14 protein-coding genes are annotated in these 19425 nt (G+C 55.3%); 3 read left to right on the forward strand and 11 right to left on the reverse strand.

Annotated features, from left to right (window positions below; translation table 11 throughout):
- Nucleotides 1–762 precede the first annotated feature (762 nt).
- The gene (locus tag BM436_RS37605; RefSeq protein ID WP_218164986.1) at nt 763–2286 is read left to right on the forward strand and encodes a hypothetical protein; all 1524 of its coding nucleotides are present in this window, start codon (nt 763–765) and stop codon (nt 2284–2286) included.
- Nucleotides 2287–2613: 327 nt separating this feature from the next.
- Here the strand turns inward: BM436_RS37605 and BM436_RS33870 are convergent, their stop codons facing one another.
- The 11 genes from BM436_RS33870 to BM436_RS33920 all read right to left on the reverse strand — a co-directional run bounded on the left by BM436_RS33870 (nt 2614) and on the right by BM436_RS33920 (nt 16828).
- On the reverse strand, nt 2614–3795 hold the full coding sequence (locus BM436_RS33870; protein WP_093561180.1) for a glycosyltransferase family 2 protein: 1182 nt from the start codon (nt 3793–3795) through the stop codon (nt 2614–2616).
- Nucleotide 3796: 1 nt separating this feature from the next.
- Complete coding sequence (locus tag BM436_RS33875) at nt 3797–4990, reverse strand: glycosyltransferase (protein ID WP_093561182.1); 1194 nt, start codon at nt 4988–4990, stop codon at nt 3797–3799.
- A 104-nt stretch (nt 4991–5094) separates the two neighbouring features.
- Nucleotides 5095–6597 (reverse strand): hypothetical protein, encoded by a 1503-nt coding sequence (locus BM436_RS33880; RefSeq protein ID WP_093561184.1) that lies wholly within the window; start codon nt 6595–6597, stop codon nt 5095–5097.
- Nucleotides 6594–8060 (reverse strand): O-antigen ligase family protein, encoded by a 1467-nt coding sequence (locus BM436_RS33885; RefSeq protein WP_143133451.1) that lies wholly within the window; start codon nt 8058–8060, stop codon nt 6594–6596. Before BM436_RS33885 ends, BM436_RS33880 begins: the two co-directional genes overlap by 4 nt.
- 136 nt (nt 8061–8196) lie before the next feature.
- Nucleotides 8197–9276 (reverse strand): glycosyltransferase, encoded by a 1080-nt coding sequence (locus BM436_RS33890; RefSeq protein WP_093561188.1) that lies wholly within the window; start codon nt 9274–9276, stop codon nt 8197–8199.
- Nucleotides 9277–9396: 120 nt separating this feature from the next.
- Nucleotides 9397–10359 carry a glycosyltransferase gene (locus BM436_RS33895; RefSeq protein ID WP_093561190.1) on the reverse strand — a complete coding sequence of 321 codons (963 nt, stop codon included), beginning with the start codon at nt 10357–10359 and terminating at the stop codon, nt 9397–9399.
- Nucleotides 10360–10393: 34 nt separating this feature from the next.
- Nucleotides 10394–11920: a lipopolysaccharide biosynthesis protein gene (locus tag BM436_RS33900; protein WP_093561192.1), complete on the reverse strand. Its 1527-nt coding sequence runs from the start codon at nt 11918–11920 to the stop codon at nt 10394–10396.
- Complete coding sequence (locus BM436_RS33905; RefSeq protein WP_093561194.1) at nt 11907–12902, reverse strand: glycosyltransferase family 2 protein; 996 nt, start codon at nt 12900–12902, stop codon at nt 11907–11909. The genes BM436_RS33900 and BM436_RS33905 overlap by 14 nt, the downstream gene beginning before the upstream one ends.
- Nucleotides 12903–12926: 24 nt before the next feature.
- The gene (locus BM436_RS33910; RefSeq protein ID WP_093561196.1) at nt 12927–13823 is read right to left on the reverse strand and encodes a polysaccharide biosynthesis tyrosine autokinase; all 897 of its coding nucleotides are present in this window, start codon (nt 13821–13823) and stop codon (nt 12927–12929) included.
- A gap of 69 nt (nt 13824–13892) precedes the next feature.
- Nucleotides 13893–15380, reverse strand: a complete 1488-nt coding sequence (gene epsF / locus BM436_RS33915; RefSeq protein ID WP_143133452.1) for a chain length determinant protein EpsF — start codon at nt 15378–15380, stop codon at nt 13893–13895.
- 215 nt (nt 15381–15595) lie between these two features.
- On the reverse strand, nt 15596–16828 hold the full coding sequence (locus BM436_RS33920; protein WP_177307764.1) for a WecB/TagA/CpsF family glycosyltransferase: 1233 nt from the start codon (nt 16826–16828) through the stop codon (nt 15596–15598).
- Between the two features lie 372 nt (nt 16829–17200).
- Between BM436_RS33920 and BM436_RS33925 the strand changes: the two genes are divergently transcribed.
- Together BM436_RS33925 and BM436_RS33930 are read left to right on the forward strand one after the other, a co-directional pair.
- Nucleotides 17201–18598 carry an undecaprenyl-phosphate glucose phosphotransferase gene (locus tag BM436_RS33925; protein ID WP_177307771.1) on the forward strand — a complete coding sequence of 466 codons (1398 nt, stop codon included), beginning with the start codon at nt 17201–17203 and terminating at the stop codon, nt 18596–18598.
- A 369-nt stretch (nt 18599–18967) separates the two neighbouring features.
- Nucleotides 18968–19425, forward strand: a 458-nt coding sequence (locus tag BM436_RS33930; RefSeq protein WP_143133453.1) for an SDR family NAD(P)-dependent oxidoreductase, incomplete at its 3' end; no start/stop codon positions are given.

Consider the following 19425-nt stretch of genomic DNA (forward strand, 5'->3'; position numbering starts at 1 on the left):
CGTGGTTGGTTTTATCCTGGAGATAATTCTCTCTTGGTGATATCACATCCCTCCCCCAAGATTCAACCTCTTGCTATTCACAACCGAGTTCCCAGTAAGCTCGCCAGTAATCGAATATGCGATTCCGGAGGGCTGATCGAGATCTTCCCAATGCGGCGGCGACACAGGCCGGGATCCCGCGAAAACCTGCAGGCATATTTCATTCAGTTAGTTTGATAAACCTGAACGAAACTCTTGATTCAACCCTCCGCCGTTCACTCCTCGGTAAATTCGTACCCGATCGGATAAACCAATCCGCAAGGCTGGTCGAGATCTTCGCAATGCGATGGGGACGTTGGCCGGGTTTCCGTGAAGACCATCAGAAATAGTTCGTTGAGTCAATTTTTCTGAACTCAAATGCAACTATTAGGCCGGCGCCGGGGGCTTGTATATTCTCCATGGAAATTTCACAATATGAAATTTTTCTTGTGTTCGACCAAGAATTGCCCTTACTATTCTTTTCCACGGACAATGACTTGCGGCATTTGTTGTCGTGGTGAAATCGTCTTGATGAATTTCGTCGGCCTTGTTATTGGAAATAGACTGTTTCCTGATGGCATTGGGAGCTATCCCCTAATCAACCTATGTTTCCAATGTTTAACATTATTGAACTGAGATCAATTTTTCGACTTGTAGCGAAATTCATACTAGAAAGTTTCACCTAGACCATAGGTGTCCATTTCATTGCCGTTGTTAAGTTTATTTTTTGCAAAAAGGGTTAGTATGATTGATACACAACATGGGCTATTAAAGGTTCCTTTGACCACACTTGCCTCCGCATCCCTAGCTGCCTTGCTTAGCGCCTGCGGCGCGGGAGACATATCCGACGGGGATGGCGAGAAATCCGCACCGACCAAACTTCATGGTACCGTCATGACATCGGATTGGACAAAATGCGCTGTCGAAGATGGTACTTGCTCGTTCACGGGAACGAAGCAAGTCAGGTACGGCTTGGATGGAAAGTATGCCTCTCGGACACTCACGGGGCCAGTTGCCTGTAACAATGCTACGTTCGGAGACCCGTACCCCGGTGTCGACAAAATTTGCGAGATCAGTGATCCGCCGGCGCCCACCACCACAACAACAACCAGCTGGGTGCGGTGCGCCGCGGAATATTCGGTGTGTTCGTTTTCCGGCACGAGGCAGGTGCGGTACGGACTGTCCGGAAAATACTCCTATCGCACCGCGACCAACTCAATTGGCTGCAATAATCAGAACTTTGGCGACCCTGTGCCAGGGCAGAATAAATTCTGCGATTATGCGGTGGTCACTTCCACAACCACGAGCCCGACACCCACGCCTACCCCGACGCCGCCGACGGCGAATGCCTTGTTGACGGATTCCGTGTTGGGGTTGAATAGTTTCTGGTATAAGCCAATTCCCGCAAGTACGCCTCTGCATCCACAATCGGCGGCGTTCGTGTCCGAATTCCTGAGGCAGAAGGCTGCGTACTATGGAAACGTCAATCTAAATACGGCCTCGTATTCCAGCCCGGTGTATATCGCCGATGCGACGACCCCTACCAAGAGGGTCGCTTACTGGGACTGCACCGGCAAAGGTTTTGTTGATCAAAGCCTGGTTGCGCAGTGGGCCTCGGTTCCGATACCAGCGGCGGCCAAGCCATCGGCAGGTACCGACGGCGAGATGACCGTCTACCAACCCTCGACGAATACTTTATGGGAATTCTGGCAGGCGAGCAATACCAATGGCCAATGGAGGGCATGCTGGGGCGGTCAACTCAAGAGCGCCTCTTCCGGCAATGGCATATGGCCGAACCCATATGGCACTACCGCGACGGGACTACCGTTCATTGGCGGCCAAGTGACGGCGGAGGAGTTGAAGCGTGGAGAAATTCGCCATGTCATCGGTATCGCTCTGGTTGATCTCGCTCACTACAACATCTTCTATTGGCCCGCCAATCGCTCGGATGGCTACAACCCCAACAATGCGCCAAACCGCATTCCGGAGGGTACCCGTTTCCGCCTTGATCCCAGCATCAACGTGGACGCGCTCAACATCAGCGCGGCGGCCAAAACCATCGCAAAAGCGGGACAAAAATATGGTTTTGTGGTATGGGACCACGCCGGCTCGCTTTCGATTCGGGCGCAAAACGTGGTTTCCTACACGGCCCTTGGTCAAGCCAATCCATATCCGGCCCTGTTTGGCGGTTTGCCGGAGTATTCCGTCCTGAACGGGATTCCTTGGGATAGGCTGCAGTTCCTGCCGAAAGACTACGGCAAGCCATAAGAAGGGAAAGAGGCGGACGTCGTCCACTCCCAATTCGAGCGCCTCGACGATTGGCATCATGCCGAGCACGATATTCACTGATCGTCGAGGGGGCTCGAGTGGGAACGTGTCGATGGCCGTTTGTTCGGGCCGCACGCTTGCATCTTGATCACGGGCCCCGCCGCGGCGGGAGCGGGGGCCTCCATCCAGCGGCGGCAACATTCCTGCCGTCGTTGCGACGTTGTGGTAGGGACATGAGTCATCCAAGTATTGGGACGCGTAAGCCGGCCGTAGCGATCGCCGTCGGTGAAACAGGGGCTCGAGGCGCCTTGCGTCCGACCCGCCGCGCTAGCCCCGCTCCGTCCGGATCCATCGGACTTGCTTTTGGTAGAAATATTTGGCATACAGCGGAATTTTCCACACAATGTAGCCTAGCGTATGGCAAAGATCCAGGAAGCTGACAATCCGCCGGCCGAATTTCCACCATGCCAATGCGATCGCCGTGAAATACATGGCAGACAACATTGCGGCACCGGCCGCTGGCAACCATATCCCCGTGGCGTTCGCGTAGAACGCCGAGGATACTGCCACGCCGGCTACCAACAAGCTTAGCAAGGCCAATGGCGGCACCATCATGTCAAGGGCCAGCGCCATCAGTGGCGCATCGCGGTTTCGCGCGGCGGTCAAGCAGATGCGTGGGAGCGTGCCGAGGATCATTCCGATGTGGCCATGCTCCCAGCGCAGGCGCTGCGTCGCAATGGCGGCCGCGGACTGCGGGAAGGTGCTGGTGATCTTCGCTTGCGGACAGAACAGAGCGGGATACCCTTGCTCGGCGAGATCCAATCCTAGTTTCATGTCTTCGACCAGATGCCCGTTGGCCAGTGACGCCGTCGCGATGAGCCACCACGGGAATGCCATGCCGGTGCCTTGCAACTGGCACGGCAAATCGAAACAGCCGAAACCCAAAGGTCGAACATGGTTCTTGACCACCCATGCGAATTCGGCGATACGACTGCTCCTGCGATCAGGTGTGGCCGAGGTCATCAGATTTAATGATTGAACCGGACGCCCGCTACGTTGAGTACAGACCGCCAGCGCCTCGATCGTGCCGGGCTCGGCGATGCAATCGGCATCGATGATGACCAGGACGTCGCGCTGGTCATATTCAAGCCAGCGCACGCCGCAATCGAGCGCGTACCCCTTCCCGCGTCGTTCGGTGTCTGCGCGTTCGTAGACCTGGGCCCCGTGGCAACGAGCGATGGTTGCGGTTTGGTCGCTGCAGTTGTCGGCGACCACCAGCAGCCGGTCGCCTTCGAGCAGCTGTGGTGTCAGATGCGCAAGCGTTCGGCAGATGACCGCCTCTTCATTGTGCGCGGGAATCAGTATATCGACGGAGGGGCGAACGCCCGTGCTGTCGCGTGGTGACGCTTTGGCACGGACGGCGAACAGGACCTGGAAAAACAAGACGCAGACCGGTAGCGCAAGCGCCGCCAAGGACAGCATCAGCAGGGATTGTACGATCGAGTTCATATCAGGCCCGCTTGCGTGCGATCGAGACATCGGATCTGCCAAACAGTGTCGCGATGTTCGAAGCTTGTTGATCGATATCATGCCGTTCGAGAATCCGTTGCCGCGCTTGTTCGCCCATAACCTCGATCTCTTCGGCTGGCGTATCGAGACAGACTTGGATGGCTGCGGCGAGCGCTTCAACACAACCTGAGGGAAATAGCCAGCCATTGACGCCATGCAGCACCAGTTCCGGAATGCCCGCGATATAGGTCGTAAGAACTGGACGACGTAACGACATCGCTTCCATGATGACGACCGGCAGTCCTTCGGCAAAGCTAGGCAATACCATGCCCCTGGCCGAAAGCAACGTGTCGCGTACCTCGTCGCTACTTATCCAGCCGGTTACGTGAACATGCTCCGTCAGTCCGAGCCGCTCGATTTCGCTATCGATCAGCTCGCGTTGCTCGCCATCGCCCGCAAGGACGATTTCGAACGCGACGCCTCTGTTGGCCAACAAAGAGGCGGCTTGCAGCAGCAGCAGTTGGCCTTTCTGTGCGCATAGGCGGCCCACACAGACCAGGCGTCGATGATTTCGCAGCGGGCCGACCGCGAAGTTGTGAAAGTCGGGCTCGAGTCCACAATGGACGATTTTCACCTTCGGCCAATCGCTTGACTCGATCCAGCGGAAGAGCTGGCTGCGTCCGAAGGAGCTAACCGCGACAACAAAGGCGCTGCGGCGGACCTTTTCCTTGAGTCCGATCGCGACGGGGCGATCGAATTCGTCGGGTCCATGCACCGTGAAACTGTACGGCACGCCGGAAATATGGGACGCCAACATGGCGACTTCAGCGGAGTTGGTTCCGAAATGCGCGTGGAGGTGATTCGCCTTGGTTTGCTTGAGCCATCTTGCCACCACACACGCCTCGGCAAGGTAAGCCAAATGGACTGGCCAGAACTGTTGCGATCCGCGGGCGAGCTTGAGCGCCAGCGCGAGCGCGCCGCCACAGCGCAGCGGGTGCAGTAGCGCCACCAACAAGGCCGTCCAGATTAGGCGGGACAAGACGCCCTGCAGGACGTAGCGTGTTTTTTGACGTTCGAGCTTGTCCCCGTCGTCACGCAGGTCCGCGCGCCAGCCGCGCAGGGCGATGCGCTCGATCTCGACGCCTCGCCTCTCCAAGGCTTGGATCTCGCGCCGAATAAAGCTGTGACTGACCATCGGATATTGATTTACGAGATAGGCTATACGTAGTGTGCTCACGTGCTCTCCTTCGATTGTTTGTTCAGCTTGCCACAGAGCGGGCGGGAACTATTCGCCATGCTTCAAGGCGCTTTTGCGCTGGGCCACTTGGGCTGCCGCGGCGCTCGCCGCAGCAATTCGCCGCCGACCCGTGAAGGTTGACCAATGCCACTGATGGCGCGAATCGCGACGCCGATTGGCTGCTTTGGCCAGGAAAATGAATAGGATTCGCCGTTTTCCAGATCTCCGCTATCCGCGAGCACCCGACCAGAGCCAAGTTCAGACAGCCTCAGTCGCAGCCTTGCTCCGCCCGAGGCGATACACGTCAATTGCAGCTGTTCGCCAGCCATGGGGCGCGCCCAATTCACAGGCGTAAGCATCCGCGGCAAGGTCTTGATTTGCTTGACACGTATCGGCTGGGCCGGAAAGACCAATGATTGAGAGGGCGAGTCGAACTCGCCTAGAGCCGCCCCTTGATCGTGATGCCATGGGCCACGCATGGACAACAGGTTCAAATTGGATTGAGGGGTAATCCGGCGGTTGTCCCCGTCCAACCATCCGTCGGCGCCGACCACCTGGCGTAGCGCGGCCCGCATCCGTTCGAGATCCTCGACCGCGGTCTGATTCCAGCGGGATTCGTGCAGGTTGAGCGGGGCGCCTATTTCCGCATACAGCACAAACGGCGTCCCCTCGTTTCGATCAACCACATACGCGCCATAGAGGCGCAGTGTAAGCGCCACCTTCCTTAGCCGAGCGTCTTGCAATTGGCCGATGTCGAACGATGGAGGTAGCATCATGAGTGCACCCAATGGAATTGCGCCAGTATTCACCAGTGGCGCATCGGTATCGGCCGAGGTGGCGGGGAACACATACCCTGGTGACGGTGAGAGCATTTCACGGTCGAGCGAGACGGCCAGCGCGTGCCGATAGTGCGCAGTGCCGTCGGTGACCTCATGCTTGCGTATCAGTCCACCCAGAGAAGGCACCCCGGCGGCCCGCGCCCCCTGCAGGGCGTGCGCCGGGTCGCCCCAGCCGCGACCACTAAGCCTGCTCCAGGCGTATTGCGCTGCCACCCACCGACTGCCTTCCCGTCGTAATCGCCAAAATGAGTGAACGATGTCCTCGGCGGGGGCGATGATTTCAGCGTGGCCGTCGCTGCCCGTCGCCGGCGCCAGCCGCGACGGCCAATGCGCAAAGGTGACATCCGAGAAAGTGAGACTGTCCGCGTTCCATACGCCATTGGTGCCGGTCGCGCCATGTACAGTGGCAGGACGATCCGACTCCGAACTGACGAATACGCCGGTGGACCACGCATGCGCCTCAATCGTGGGCTTGAAATGGGCTGTCCGTATCGGCGTCGAGCCCAGTCGCGGCGCGATCGGCCGGCTATTCCAAGGCGATGTGGAGGCGAAAGGCGTATCACTGCTGCCCCAACGAGGGGCGGCGGCAGGCTTGATATCGCCGGCGCTCTGGCGGGGAGGCAGGGTTTGTGCTTGCGCCGAAAAGAGCCCCCCAAGGGACAACAGCGTGACCAGGCTGGCAATGCATCGCCAATCATGGACGCGGGAAGTGCTCGTGGAAGTCATTGCCATCTCCGGCGAGGGTTGTCGGGATTGGTGCCTTGACGCGGCGGAGCAGGCTGAACAGAGCGCCGGGGGCGTGTCGTCCTATCGGCGGTGGCGGGAATTCCGCCACCCGACATCGCGTGAACCAAAGCGCAGGCTGCGCCTATCGCGAACCAGTAATACCAGTTATAGACGAGGTAAAACATCATGTTGTCGGACAGCGATACCGCGAGATAGCCGACGATCAGAACCGCGGAAAAAAAGCCGGCGAGTTTATCGATGGCGTACAGGGGGGACAGGAGATAGAGCAAACGGCCATGAAGCCAAAGATATGCGCATAGCCCCGACAGCCCGACGTCAAAGAACCACTGCACATAAACATTGTGCGCATCCCACTTCACGCCATCGCTGCGCGCGAAGAATATTGGAGCGTTTTCACGGAACGCTCCTATTCCGTAGCCGAAGCCGTACCGCGCCGGCTCCATCCAGTCCCACGCGGACTTCCACAACTCGATGCGCCATGCCAGAGAGTTCAGTTTCACCTGGGAACCCGCGAGTTCGCTGCCGTTAAGGTCAAGTAGGCGATCATGCACCGAGGGGATGAATGCGGAAACGACCAGTAGTGACACAAGATAGATCAGGTAACGGCGCTGAAAGAACAGTCCAAACACCAGAAAAGCCGCGGCACAGGTGAACCAGGCGCTGCGGGTCTGCGTTAGCAGCAGCAAGCCGGCAAGATACGTCAAGTAAATACCTAGGCCGGCCCGTTTCCAGGCCACCGTCGCTGAATTGCATTTGATGAGGTAAAAGCCGAGGAAAATCACCAGTGTCAGGTAAAACGCGAAAATGTTGGGGTGGGTGAATGTGCTCTGAAACCGGTCGGTGCGCCAGTCCGTGCCCACGCCGCCGAGGATTTGCGCCATCGAATAAGCGGCGGGCAGTAGGGATGACCAAAGGATCACCCTTAGGCAATATCGAAAGTCGTCTATCGTACTGACGATATAGAATGCACTCAGGAAGATCGCATAGTTCGATAGCCAGGTGAGACACAGGCGCAACGCGTCAATCTTTTCCGGAGATAGCGCAAGGCCGAACAGGGCCGTAACAAAAAAAGGCAACCATGCCCAGCTCATTTTGTTGCACGCGTTTGTCGGCTTATTGAAAACCAGCGAGCACGTCAATGCGATCACGCAGGCATTGATCGCGGCGCCAGGTCCCATGCCTTGCTCGCCCAACGATGAACGCATCGACTCCAGCACCAAATCGCCCGCCGAGCGCGTAACCAGAATGAGTACCAGTAGCGCTTTGCGATCCTTTGCGCACAGCAGCCCGAGCGTGGCGAGTAGCACAATGGCCGCCGTCGCAACGATGGTTGGCGTCGATTCGGTGGCATAGTGGGCGGTGAGGTAGCCGACGCCACAGCACATCGCCGCGAAAGCGGCGGTCGGAAGATTGGCGATCGCTTCTTTTGCGGCTTGGGTCATGATGTCCTTCAACGTGTTGAAAACACAGTCGCTTCAATTGTTGTGCCGGATGTGTGCAGTGGCAAGTATGGACCGGCCTCCATAAGTCCAAGCGCGCGCCGACGGTGAGAAGGGCTGGGAAAAAGTCCGATAATGCTCATATCGCATCCAATTGGCCGGTAACGGTCAGGAATTCCCGATTCCGAACATTGCGGAGCAACCATGATTTGACGGTTCTCCATTCGCTCCGATTACCACCGTGTTGGCTCGCATGGTGCAGGTAATTAGCCGTCATGGCCAACGAACGGCGGTCAGAGACTACTTTTCGAAAACTAAGATCGCGCTGCAGTTCCAGACTATTGGGAAGAGCCTTGGTTAGGATGTTCTTCATCGAGAGGAACCCCGAGCGAAAATCACGGTCGCTAGGGAAATTGAAAAGCATGTCCCCATGGTTGCAAAAGGGGGCTGGGTCAAACGCGGGCAGACCGTGCATGGCGGAAAAAGTTCGCGCCAAGTTGCGCGATATGGCTAATGCATAGTGAAGTTGCTCCAGGGACTTGGTCGCGCTGACGTTCGCGCCATGCCAGCGGTACTCCAACAATTGCGCGTCCAGGTTTCGGCATTGCCCGACCAAGGCGAGCTGCCCGAACAAAAAATAGTCTTCGGCAAGTGAGGGTACCGTGAGGCGAGACTGGGCCGGCAATGCCTTGATAAAGTCTTCGCCATAGCGCGCGCGCAAGCGCCGCAATGCGCTCAACCGCATTGCGGCCGACGGATGCAGTACTGGTATCTTAAAGAACACGGATGCCTTGAGCGCGGCCATACCGACTGGAAGGTTCGTGCTGCCGATCGCCGAGCCGTGCTGATCGATAATCCGCGCTTGAGAACCGATCAGAACAGTGTCTTCAAACGCCTCGAAGGCGCTGGCGAGCATGTCCATTCTTCGCGGGCGCGACACATCGTCGGCGTCTTGTCTAATCACATATTTGCTATCGCAATGCTCCAGGCCGTAATTGAGCAGATTGGAGAAACTGGCGGCGCTTGGTACCTGAAGAACCAGGATGCGCTTATCGTGTCTTGCGTAAGCTTGAGCTTGTTCCAAGCTGCCATCGGTGGAGCCATGATCGAGAACAAATAGGCGCCAATCGGAACAGCTCTGAGCACATATGCTGTCGATCGATTCCCGGAGAAAGCGTATGCAATTTTTTACCGGCAAAAGAACATCAAAAGTAGCCATTGCGCCTCCATATCACAAGTGGAATTCAGCGGCTCCGCCACGCTAGCGTGCGCGAGATATGGAGCAGACCGAAATTGTTGTCAAACCAAACCAGGTGATTTGTTAAACAAATGGATATGCCTATCGGGAGGATTCCTTGTTGCGAATCATTCCGATTGAAAGAAGGCGTGCGGTTTTCCTGGACGTGTAATACAGGAACTGCATAGCGTTCTCTAGCGTGAGCGAGGTGCGTAAGCCGGAAAAGTAATAACGGAAGGCCTTGCCGACACGCGCTTCTTCGAAGAGGAGATTGCCAATTTGGTACCTGACCTTCGCCAACGATGCCTCTCTAGTGCGGCGCGTCCACCCCGTCGAGGCAACGGCGACATCCTGGCTGAGCGATTGGAGTACACGCTCATGGCACAGCAAGGTATCCAGATAATCGTTGGTGAGATTGGTGTCGTGCGTTGTCTTATTCATCAGTTGGGCTGACAGCACAAGAAACGATGTGACCTTGGCACATCTGAGCCACAAATCGTAGTCCTCGGCCTGACGCAAATGGACATTGAACAGCCCGCAATGTTCGAGGGTGGAGCGCCTGACGACCACACTGGACGCGGTTCCGACAAAATTTTCTCGAAGCAGCGCCGTGTACGGGCTTGCGGTCATTGGCTCATCAAAAGAAAGGAGATCGGTTTTATCAAATGCCGAGAAATGATTCACGAATTCGCCGCGCGATTTGTCAAACACAATATAGTCGCAGCAGCAGAATCCGACATCTGGGAACTTGCGCATGGCGCCAATCTGCACTTTCAGCTTGTCGGGATACCATACGTCATCGGCATCCAGAAAGGCTATGTAGTCCCCGGTTGCGACGGCGAATCCGACGTTGCGGGCGTTTGAGACGCCACCGTTGGGGATGCTAACCACTCTGATCTCGTCGGCGAACTGGGACAGCAACCTGGCCGTATCGTCGATGGATCCGTCATCGACCACGATGATCTCCTGCGGCCGCAGCGACTGCGCTAATACGCTCTTAATGGTCCGTGCGATAAACGGCGCACCGTTGTACACCGGGATGACTACGGAAACTGTATGGCTCATGATCTTTTCCTTGAGTGTTTGGTACCGCCCTCGATCATTGCTGGAAGCGCGTTCCCATTATTTTTAAGCGAAAATGGATACAAAACCTCGCGAAGTCTTGAGGGAGTAGCACAATCAACGAGACGAAATAGACCGATGCGCCGGCGGCTGCGACGGCTAGGAACGCGATATATTGATTGCTCAAATATTGAGTGATGGTTGCCTCTATCAAACTCAGGGATAGGAGCATGAGCGAGGTGGCCAATATGGGGCCGAGCAAATTCAGAAATGTCCGGGCTATAGGCAGGTTGAGCACTATGCTTGCAAAAATAAAGCAAGGGAAGAAGTTGATGAGGTTTGCCACAAAATAACATGCCGCGACGCCTTCGATTCCCCAGTTCACGCCGACGAGAAATGCGGAAATTTGTAGTGCTCCACCGAGCATGCCAAGACGCAGCATCAGACGCGTGCGCCCGACCGCGATGAATACCACCCCCGTGCCGGCTGTAATCGCCTGTATGAATCCCACCGGCGCGAGCCATGTTAGTAATTGGCTCACCTGAGTCCACCGGGGACCGAAGACGAGTTCCACGAACTCCTGCCGAAGAAAGAACACGCCTCCCATCAAGGGGGCGGCTATGGCGCAAATGATACGCAAGGAACGGGTGTACAGTATCCCCACTGAATCGTTCATGTCCTGCCGGCGGCTCAATTCAGGAAGTAAAGCGCGTGAGACTACGGCAGTGAGATTCTGAATGGGGAAAAGCATGATCTTGTACGCCATGGCGTAGATGCCTAATGCGCCGCTACCAAGGAATTTTCCGATGACCAAGCTATCGATGTTTTGTTCGAGGTAAATAATCAATCGAAAGAGGGACAGATTCGTTCCACTATTTATGAGAATCTTCAAATCGTCTTTTGAGAAAAGAATGCTCGATCGCCAACTACTTGCACGGAACAATTGTCCTGTCGTTAGTAAGGTTGACAACAGCATCTGCCCGACCAAGCTCCAGATGCCCGCTCCGGCTAGCGCCAGGGAGACCGCGCCCACGACGCCTCCAAGAGCACTGACTATTTCAATCCTGGCCAACGTCGCGAATTCGGATTGACGCTCCAATAACGCTTGCCGGACGAGTGTGAGCCCGGAAATCGGGAACACCACCGACAACACCAGGATGATTTCGCACAGGGCCGCTTCATTGAAAGCCCATGCCAGTGGATAGGCCGACAAACCAAGAAGAAGCGCCAGGGCCAAGGACACCGAGACGTTGAGCCAGTGCGCCGTGCAAGTCAAGCTGTGTGTCAGCTGCCTGTGTTGGATGACGGCAGTGGTGGTGCCAAGGTCCCGGAACAAAAAAACGAGATTGGTGATGGTCATCGCCATCGCCATCTGGCCGTACGCGTGCGTGGGTAATATCCGTGCGAGCACTGTAATGCTGATCAACTGACTCAGGACACGCGCGGCCTGCGATACAGCGACCCACCGAACGCTTGACAGAATGCTCATTCTTCGCCACCTTGTTCCTAGTTGACCAATTCTTCCCCAAAGCCGGTTTTGATCGGCAGGCTCACTTCCTTGCATTGAGCTTCAGGTACAACGTATTTTTCAGCAGATTGAGATTTTTGCGCCGTAGCGCGGTGGGAACATACAGGCGCCAGAATTCTCTGAGCGGGAAATAGCGCGAACGCAGTAGCATGCCGATGATCTCCCCCGAGTCAGGTATCAGATTTCCTTTCCTGCACGCATTCAAATACAGCCAGACCAGGCCCCTTAGGTGTGTCATGACTGTCGCCTTATGATCAGCCCTCGCCACGGAGTGATATACCCTCCAGGCGGACATGAAAGCCAGGTGGTAGCCCTCGGTATTTTTTCTGCTGGCGCCCGATGTCATGATCGAACCGCTTCTGATTCGTCGATTGAAGAGCGGGAGGTTGACAATATGGGTATTTTTCGAAATGGCGCACAGCCGGATGATTAACTCATCGTCCTCGTGAACAATAGGGAGAAAGTTGATATTATTCTTCCATAAACTCAATTTCGAGACGTATAGGCAGGCGCTGGGCGAAAAATTCCCGGCCCGCTGCAGAGCGAGCATTGCATCCAGGCCGTGTTCAAATGTTCCATTGATGTTGCGTCTGAATTCGTGGCAGGAGGTGGTTTCGCCGTGCATGGGGCTGTAGTCCTCGTCGTAGAATGTCTTTCCTGAAAATAAAACCATATCAGGGCCGGCGCTTTTGATAATGGCCGACTTGATGATTTTGACGAATGATCGGTCGAGCAAATCATCGGCATCAAAGTAATAGATGTACTCTCCGGTGGCTTCCTCTTTTCCGCGGTTGCGGGCGGCGCCCAACCCGTGATTTTTGGTTGTGACTACTCGCACCAACGGATTCGCGGAATATTGCTTGAGCTTCGTAGGTGTTGAGTCGGAGCTGCCATCGTCCACGATGATGATTTCGTGGAAAGGATCGGACTGTTGCAACAAAGAGTTGATTGCGCTATCGACGTATTTCTCGACGTTGAAGGCGGGAACGACAACCGAAATTGATGGGTATTTGCTCATCGTTTAATCCCTGATTGGGCTGTATTAAAATTCATTCAGCACGTAGCCGAGGATATTGACTTGGCAATTCTCCAGACTGTCCCGCATTTTCTTCAAGGAGGCCACACTGCTGTGTCCATTCTTTACGACCACTATCGTATTGCCCGCGCAGGCGCTAACGCTGTATGCCTCGTGATTTAATTCGCACGATGGCGTATCGATGAGCACTATGTCGAAATCGCGCTTTACCTGTTCAAGAACTATCGCGAGCATTGAGCGCCCAAGCAACTCTTCAGGGTTGGGCGGAGGGGCGCCGGTTGGCATGACCGCTAAAAAGCCCAGTCCAGGTATCCATGACAAGAGTTCGGCGATGGGATATCCGTTGAGCGCACTAGATAGACCGCGTCGGTTTTGCAGCGCGAAGTATTCGTGCTGACGCGGGGATCGAAAATCAGCATCGATTAACAAAGTGCGCCAGTTCATTTGCGCGAAGAGTACGGCGAGGTTGGCGCTCATCAGACTGCGCCCCTCGCATCGGTGAGCGCTAGTCAGTGCGATCGCTTGCCCGTCCGGACAGTGATTAAGGTGCCGCAGCATGAGCATGCCCCGCAGATCGCGCAATGGCCGCATGTTCGCATCGTCAGGACGGTACGCGGCAACTACCTCGGCACTAACATTTAACCGTTCACCTAAGAGCCGGCAGCATCCGAATTGATGCCGCAGGGCCTCAGCCAAATCGTTTTCCGAGATCATTCCAAGTGCGATCGCCGTTGCTCCAAACAACGTCCCGTCCAGCTGTTGCGTTTCACAAACTGCCCGTATCGCATCAACTGACAGCAGCCCACCATCCTTCAGTATGGTGCCGATGGGACGGTACACGGCGGCGCCGCGCTGCGCCGATGCGTTTTCGCTGGCGATTGGAATGGGGTTGGAGGTCTTCATTGCTTTACCGTCCTCATTGATGGAAATGCGGTCTGGGGTATGCACCGGATTTGTTATCCGCCTGTATTCTCAGCACTCAGGTATCGGCGTGGTCGGTTGCCGCGCATGCGCGGAAAATTCTCTGCCCCGCGATGTGCCGAGCTGGAATGGCTTTACTGACACGAGTACGGGCAATCCCATGAGCTGCTCGAAATCCATGGACGACAAGATCCGGCGGTCGCGGAGCTCGCTGGCGAATGCGACGACAATGCCGAGCGTCAAGCCGGCTATCGCCGCCGTGGCCAACGCGCCTGTGGTGGCGGGAGTGGAGGCTTGGGTCGGCACCTTGGCTGGGGTAAGCACGGCGACGTCGGACTGATTCGATTGCGCCTGGATTCGCGTCTGTGCGAGCCGCTGAGAAACCGCATCGTAGATGCGTTGAGCTGTTTCGACCTCTTTCGCCAGCACAGCGAGTTCCGCATGCTTTTTACTCAGGTCCAACACCCTCGTTTTTTGATTGGCTACCGCTGCACTTAGTGTCTGTTCGCGCCTGGCCAGTATCGAGGCGTTGTTCGCGATGGCGTGCGAGGCCACCGCAACTTGTGCTTTCAGTTCGGACTGGATGGAGGCGACTTCTGCTTGCATTGCCATCGATACTGGATGATCGGTGGCGAACTTTTCGCTCAAAGCATGCAGCTTGACAGTAGCTTTGCTCAGATCGATCTTGAGGTTCTGGATGAGAGCATTGTTGGTTACATCCGGCGATTCCTGTGCTAGGCCAGTGCGGAGTTGGTCCCGTCTGGAGACTGCCTCCATGAGCTGCGCTTGGGCGGCGACGAGCTGGCTCGACAGCTCGTTGAGGCGTAGCGACTCAACATCGCCTTGACGGTCGAGATTGACGACGCCATTGTCCACTTGGAATTTTGTCATCTTCGCAAGCGCGCTGCCGAGGAGGTCGCGGGCCGTTTTGAGTTGCTCTTGGAAGTAAAGCTCCGCGTCGCGCGAAGGCCCGACTTCCAATGCGATATTGTGCTTCCGATAGGCGTCAGCGAACCCATTGGCAATCGCCGCGGCCAGCTTCGCATCGGCATTCTCGTATGCGATGTTTATTACGCTGCTCTCCTTTGAAGGCTTCACTTGTAGTTTTTTTATGATGGATTGGCAAATCCACTCTCGAAACGCCGCCTTGTCCGGAAGTCCCTTATACGCACGCGCATACGCTTCCAAAAATGCTGGAGATTGAACCAGATTCAGATCCTGGACAACGCGCATTGCCACGGAAGGGCTTTTGATGATTTCAATCTGCGTCGCTTGATAGGTGGAGAGGTATCCCGAGGCGAGCTGCCCGGGGGAGACGTTTCCTGTCAGGGGATCCGCTCCTTTATAGTTGAGGATCAATGCCGTGCTCGCCTTGTACGTCTTTGGCATCACCGCCAGCGCCGCCAGCGTGGCGGCGAGAGTGATAGTAAAGATCAGGCATATGATTTTTGCGCGTGCCTTGAGTATCAACGCCAGTTGGGTGAAATTCATGTTCAGGCTTCCCTTTGCCGGTGCGGTGGGCTGCGGTGTCAGGTTCAATCGTATCCTCGCTGAACACCAGCATATTGACTATTGTCAACTTTCCATGCGAATCCGGCCGACGAAAGGCGTTCCGTGTCTGGATAATTATGGAAAGATGGGTTCTGGGCTCGATGCCTTGTTGGACGGGGCAAACGCGTATGCAACAAGGCATGTCAAGCGGTGCACTTGATCGTGGTGGCACTGCCGCGATGTTGCACGCGGAGTGGATATCATCAAACCGCAGCCTCCTGCTGCTGGCGCAGGCCGTCACCGATCAACCGTCCCTCGAGCAAATAGTCGGCACAGTGAGCTTTGAAAATCCGGGTCAGTTTGCGCCCGGCGTTTTCGAAGCGGACCTTGTGGCCAATTTTGCTTTGGTGGCCATACAGCAGCAGAAATATCCCAATAATGGCACTATCGACATATTCCACCGACCGCAAGTTCACGACAATGTCGCCCTTTGTACGGGTCGCATCCATGAGAGTTTGCCGCACAGGCATACTGTTTCTCGCGTCCCAAGGCCCTATTAAAGTAATACGACAACTCTCTTGACCTCGGACCAGAAATATTTCCGACTGAAGCAGACGCTCTTCCGAAATCCGGTGGCACCGTTGGTAGAAAATGGCAGGTAGTACTCGTGTTACAAGCAGACCTAGGAAACCGCAGCCGTCCGAAAGGTAACGCCTCCAGAGTAACGGCTCCTCCTTGATACGCCAGACCCACTCGAGGCCACTGCGCTGCATCCAATGCGGGGCGCGCGATATGGCCGCAGCGGTGATATTCACGACCGCGCCCAAATGGCTGACGATCGGTGCTGAAAGAGAGTGAAGATTGCGCATTATCCATTCCTGACCTTTTCTAGCGCCAAGCGCGACGACCAGGAAATCTGGACTGCAGTTGTTAATGGCCTCGATAATATGAGGCTGGCTCATTTCGGCAATGTTCCCGAACCCCGGAGCATAATGGCCGACGCATCTCATTGCGCTTTTTGGATTGTCATTGATGGCATCGGCGGCTTTGCTAGCCGCGCCGTCCGCCCCGCCGAATATATATACCGAAGTCGGGTTGGAGGAATCCTGCCGAATTTTTTCGAACAGTGTTGATCCGGCGATTCTTTCATTAATCGGTATTGCCATCAGGACTGAGATCCATACAAGCGGCATGCCATCGGCGACACACAGGTCGCTTACAATTACCGAGTTTCGAAAACCTCGATCTACATGGCTCCACATCAGAAAATTCAAGTTCGGTGTCGATAAAAAGCACCTGGTTGCCCGGCGTGTTGAACTTTGCAAGGCGGCGCATGCATCCTCAAGCGAAAGCGCGTCGATCGGCAGTCCTAGAACGCAGTACACCTTGCGACGAAAATCCGTCTTCAATATTTCGCTGGCCTGCAAGTCGGCGCTGTACGTTTCATTATTGAAAACGCTCGTTTCAAATACTTGATTGAGTGCGGTCGAATTCATCACTTCTCCTAGCAGCTTGCGCGATAGGTGGCGAGTGCTCTGCCACATCCGTTATTAACGAGATAGCCATCCATCCGGGACCCTATATGCGGGATGTCGCTTTATCGTACTCATCGGCTAGAAACTGGACTAATCAAAATTTCTTATGAATTTCAGTTCGAGGGATATTCACAGGTTGATCTTAATCAAATGGAGACTCTGTCTGTAGAGGCATGTCACATTGTCGGCAACAGCTATATAGACAATTTTCCGTCCCGATATGGCTGAGTTTGATTGCGATCAATATCGGTCATTTTGGCTTTGGTATATTGGTTTAGGGAAACTCTTAGGATGCACCATCTTCCCGTCAATAGCGGAATCTCGGAGAGTCGTATGCGCAACCCAATGCAATATCGCCAAACGCCTTTTCTCCTTTCTAAACGAGAGGCGAATGTTTTTCTGTTATTTTGGACAGGTATTTTGTGTATCTCGCAGTGTTTTGAAACATTGAGAGATGTTCCTTCTGTTAACTGGATCCTTCTTTTATCTTGCAGCTACTTGGCGTATTTCGCTTTGCCACTGTCGAGAGAACTGATAGGCATTGATGAAGGCATTGTTTTCCTGGTCTCAACTGCGCTCTCCTGGGCGACTGTGCTATTGGCGGGATTTCTCCTGAGCGCATTCAGCGAGCATGGCGATTCCGTATCCGAAAGTTGGCTTCTCGGGTGGTACTTCGCCGGCCTCGCGGTCCTATTCGGGATTAGGCCGCTTGCGCTATGGATATCGCGCTCGTTGCCGGGACGCTTTCTAAGGACGCGACGTGTCGTTCTCGTCGGTTACGGTGTGACTGGTCGCGAGCTTGTTCGACGAGCCTCGCATTGCGCTTGGCGCCGCTACGAGTTGCGTGCCATACATGTTGGCGAGAATTTCCCTGTTAAGCCATTGCCACCCGGTGTCGATGAGATATTTCGTCTGGAGGACGTCGCTAAATACGTTGCTGAGAACATGATCGATGAGATTTGGATCGCGCTACCAATATATGCTTCGGCAGACTTGCTTTCTTTGCAGAGTTCGCTGAGTAATGTGATGGTTGATGTCCGTTTTGTGCCGGATACCCAGTGTCTAAAGATACTAAGCAATAGGGCAGTTGATTTTTTTGGATTTTCGGCAGTTGACCTGAATCAGCCAAAAATAGGTGACTCGGATAGGCTATTGAAATCGTTCTTTGATAGGATTTTCGCGGCAATTGTACTACTGCTGCTGTCGCCGTTGCTACTGGCAATAGCGGCATGCGTTAGGATTTCATCCCCAGGTCCGGTCATTTTTAGGCAGAAGCGGTTGGGCCTTAACGGGAGAATATTCAATATTTATAAATTTCGAAGTATGAGAGTACATTGCGACGACGGCGCGATTATTCAGGCCAGATTGGGCGATGAGAGAGTGACTTCGATCGGCCGATTCTTGCGACGTACCAGCCTGGACGAACTGCCTCAATTTATCAACGTGCTAAAAGGGGAAATGTCGGTTGTCGGACCAAGGCCCCACGCAATTCATCATAACGAGATATTTTCAAGGCGGTATGAGGGGTACATGTTGCGTCATCGCGTGCGGCCGGGAATTACTGGTTGGGCTCAGATTAATGGATGGCGAGGCGAGACCGACACCGAGGAAAAAATAACCGCCCGGATTAAGTTCGATCTTGCCTATATCGAAAACTGGTCTTTCTGGCTCGATATCAGAATTATCACTTGGACCGCGATCAGGGGGTGGACGGGAAAATTCGCTTATTAAAGAAGTTGGCCGGGGTTGGACGGATGTTCCACTTATCTAATTCCATTCTTTCATTAATTTGGCTAAAGATCAGTGTCCGATGCAACACAAGGGTTTTATGAGGAGACGATGTCGTCCCGCAACACGGTTTGTCCGGGATACCATCAATAAAATGATGTGCCGGCCGGGAGTGTTGACCGCGTCCGGGTAACTGGAATCGAGGCTGTACCGGGTGCTGTAGCTTGGATTTGGCGACGGAAGACCTCCAACTTCGCGAGCTCAATGGCGGTTGCTTCATCGACGTGAATCCGCATTCGCAGTGCAGCCGTTGAAGGACGCCGGTTTGTGCGTCTGGCGGCTGTGACAACCTATATAGAGAGATAGACGGGCATGAAGATACTGGTCACGGGCGGCATGGGTTACATCGGTTCCCACACCTGCGTGGAGCTGCTGGCCGAGGGGCACGACGTGGTCGTGCTCGACAACCTGAGCAACTCGCAGGCGTCGGTGCAGGACCGGGTGCGGCGCATCAGCGGCCGCGACCACGTGTTCGTGCGCGGCGACCTGCGCGACCGCGGCGCGCTGCGGGCGCTGTTCCAGGCCCACGCGATCGACGCCGTGATCCACTTCGCCGGCCTGAAGGCGGTCGGCGAATCGGTCGCCAAGCCGCTGGAATACTACGACAACAACGTGGCCGGCAGCCTGGTGCTGTTCGAGACGATGGCCGAGGCCGGCGTCAAGCGCCTGGTGTTCAGCTCCTCGGCCACCGTCTACGGCGACCCGGCCTCGGTGCCCATCCGCGAGGATTTCCCGCTGTCGGCCACCAACCCCTACGGCCGCAGCAAGCT

Source organism: Pseudoduganella namucuonensis (assembly GCF_900116645.1).
In the GTDB taxonomy this organism is placed as follows: domain Bacteria; phylum Pseudomonadota; class Gammaproteobacteria; order Burkholderiales; family Burkholderiaceae_D; genus Rugamonas; species Rugamonas namucuonensis.

What these genes read in the sequence shown, in the direction of transcription:
- BM436_RS37605 (WP_218164986.1), top strand. Translation starts at nt 763, where the DNA reads ATGATTGATACACAACATGGGCTATTAAAGGTTCCTTTGACCACACTT.
- BM436_RS33870 (WP_093561180.1), bottom strand. Translation starts at nt 3,795, where the DNA reads ATGAACTCGATCGTACAATCCCTGCTGATGCTGTCCTTGGCGGCGCTT.
- BM436_RS33875 (WP_093561182.1), bottom strand. Translation starts at nt 4,990, where the DNA reads ATGGTCAGTCACAGCTTTATTCGGCGCGAGATCCAAGCCTTGGAGAGG.
- BM436_RS33880 (WP_093561184.1), bottom strand. Translation starts at nt 6,597, where the DNA reads ATGACTTCCACGAGCACTTCCCGCGTCCATGATTGGCGATGCATTGCC.
- BM436_RS33885 (WP_143133451.1), bottom strand. Translation starts at nt 8,060, where the DNA reads ATGACCCAAGCCGCAAAAGAAGCGATCGCCAATCTTCCGACCGCCGCT.
- BM436_RS33890 (WP_093561188.1), bottom strand. Translation starts at nt 9,276, where the DNA reads ATGGCTACTTTTGATGTTCTTTTGCCGGTAAAAAATTGCATACGCTTT.
- BM436_RS33895 (WP_093561190.1), bottom strand. Translation starts at nt 10,359, where the DNA reads ATGAGCCATACAGTTTCCGTAGTCATCCCGGTGTACAACGGTGCGCCG.
- BM436_RS33900 (WP_093561192.1), bottom strand. Translation starts at nt 11,920, where the DNA reads ATGCAAGGAAGTGAGCCTGCCGATCAAAACCGGCTTTGGGGAAGAATT.
- BM436_RS33905 (WP_093561194.1), bottom strand. Translation starts at nt 12,902, where the DNA reads ATGAGCAAATACCCATCAATTTCGGTTGTCGTTCCCGCCTTCAACGTC.
- BM436_RS33910 (WP_093561196.1), bottom strand. Translation starts at nt 13,823, where the DNA reads ATGAAGACCTCCAACCCCATTCCAATCGCCAGCGAAAACGCATCGGCG.
- BM436_RS33920 (WP_177307764.1), bottom strand. Translation starts at nt 16,828, where the DNA reads ATGAATTCGACCGCACTCAATCAAGTATTTGAAACGAGCGTTTTCAAT.
- BM436_RS33925 (WP_177307771.1), top strand. Translation starts at nt 17,201, where the DNA reads ATGCGCAACCCAATGCAATATCGCCAAACGCCTTTTCTCCTTTCTAAA.